General features: G+C 41.4%; 3 protein-coding genes. 2 read left to right on the forward strand and 1 reads right to left on the reverse strand.

All coding sequences use genetic code 11. The annotated features are described in order from the left end of the window. The first annotated feature begins 154 nt into the window (after positions 1–154). A complete protein-coding gene (locus AM228_RS04035; protein ID WP_054464820.1) occupies positions 155–496 on the forward strand; it encodes a type II toxin-antitoxin system RelE/ParE family toxin in 342 nt (113 codons plus the stop codon). A gap of 4 nt (positions 497–500) precedes the next feature. Continuing rightward, the gene (locus tag AM228_RS04040) at positions 501–815 is read left to right on the forward strand and encodes a helix-turn-helix transcriptional regulator (RefSeq protein WP_054464821.1); all 315 of its coding nucleotides are present in this window, start codon (positions 501–503) and stop codon (positions 813–815) included. Positions 816–1,159: 344 nt separating this feature from the next. Here the strand turns inward: AM228_RS04040 and AM228_RS04045 are convergent, their stop codons facing one another. Further along, positions 1,160–1,747: an ATP-binding protein gene (locus AM228_RS04045; RefSeq protein ID WP_054464822.1), complete on the reverse strand. Its 588-nt coding sequence runs from the start codon at positions 1,745–1,747 to the stop codon at positions 1,160–1,162. Positions 1,748–1,886: the final 139 nt, after the last annotated feature.

Genomic DNA, 1,886 nt, shown 5'->3' on the forward strand with positions numbered 1-1,886 from the left:
ATATAAAGGTGCGTTACGTCGGGAAAGGAAATTGTTAATTGGATCCATAAATTTTTCCCCGACTAACGCATCCTACCAATTCTACTAGGTTGAAAGACGGAAACTGAGTTGCTGCAATTGGCAAAAATATATCAGATATGATATATCTGACCACATGGACAAAACTGATAAACCGTTAATTTGGCTGCATGGGGAAGTAAAGACTCCTCCTTTTAGCCCGGAGGCACGAATAGAGGCTGGTGTATTACTTAGACTTTTGCAACAGGGTGAAAACCTAGAATTACCGCACTCAAGACCAATGCCAAGTATCGGGCGAAGTTGCCATGAATTGCGAATTCCAGACACAGACAAAAGCTGGCGAATTATTTATCGGATTGATCAGGATGCAATTGTGATTCTTGAGGTTTTTAATAAAACCACCCGATCGACCCCAAAAAATGTAATCGACATCTGCAAGAAACGACTCAGTAAATACGACAAGGATACCCAGGGTTAAAGTTATGGAAAAATCTAAAAGACAACATTTAGAAAAAAAAGGTTGGAAAGTTGGCACCGTTTCAGAATTTCTAGACTTGACGCCGGAAGAAACTGCGCTCGTTGAGATTAAACTTGCTCTTAGCCGCTACTTGAAAGAACGACGGCAACAAGCGATGACTCAAACAGAATTAGCAGAAAAATTGCACTCCAGTCAACCGCGAATTGCCAATGCTGAAAATGGTGATGCTTCAGTTTCTATTGAACTGCTGATTCGAGCAATTTTAGCGACAGGTGCAACCCCTCAAGAAATTGGACAAGCGATCGCACAGGTGGGCTAAGTTATCAGGCTAGGGTAAACCAGGGATTCAGCCGGTCTGGGTTTCTTTATATAACCTCTGCCACCCCACCAAAATCTTCATAGAAACCCGGTTTCTTATTCGGTTGAATTTATTTGTTGGTAGGGTGTGTTAGGCGGTGATAAAATTGGGATTTTGACCAAGATTTACAAGTCCGCCGTAACGCACCATTTATATTACAGGCATTACAGGCAGAAAGGTGCGTTACGTCGGAAAAGGAAATTGTTGATTAGATACAGGAATTTTGCCCCGACTAACGCACCCTACTAAATCTTTTCTCTTTTCTCTTTCCTCCTTTTCTCTTTTCTCTCTCCTCTTTCCTCTTTTCACCGGGCTAAATCGAAAACCTGTGATGGTGCCTCAATTAATAACCCGGATTTTTCCCGCAAAAACGGGCGACGAGTCAGAATAAAATAAACTTTATCCGGGAGATATCTGGGTAAATACAATAAATTTGTCCCTGGGGGTTGATTTTGAGCATCAATTCTATCTAACCCATCAATAGCAATAATCAACCGTTCATCCGGTGAGAGTAAATCGCTGATTTTTTGCAGCAATAACGGCATAACATAACTTTCCTTAATGGCGTTTTCTGTTCCTAAACGTCGCATCAATTCACTGCCAACAATAGCGGTAAATTCTTCAGGGTTATTTTTGCCTTCAAGTTCGGCACTGTAATAGATAACTTGGGGATTTTCGCTGACATATTTGGCCAGAATAGCACTTTTGCCGCTACCCGGTGGGCCGACTATGGTAAAATAACCTTTTTTCTGGCGTTCCAGAAAGTTGTTAATCGCGGAAAAGACCAATTCGCCGCCGACAAAATTAGCGCTTTTTTCTCTAATGATTTGCCGAAATTCTGGCGGATATGCTTTAAGATGGTTAAGATTAGGGATTTCTGATGTTGAATTCATGGTATTTTAGTTATATCTGTAGGGGCGAACATTACCGCATAAGAAACCGGGTTTCTGTGAAAATCTATGCTTTATACCGAGAAATTGATGAAGAAACCCGGTTTCTGAAAAACCCGAAATTTCATCCCGGAATGCTTCG

Origin of the sequence: Planktothricoides sp. SR001 (assembly GCF_001276715.1) — a bacterium.
Classification (GTDB): Bacteria; Cyanobacteriota; Cyanobacteriia; order Cyanobacteriales; family Laspinemataceae; genus Planktothricoides; species Planktothricoides raciborskii.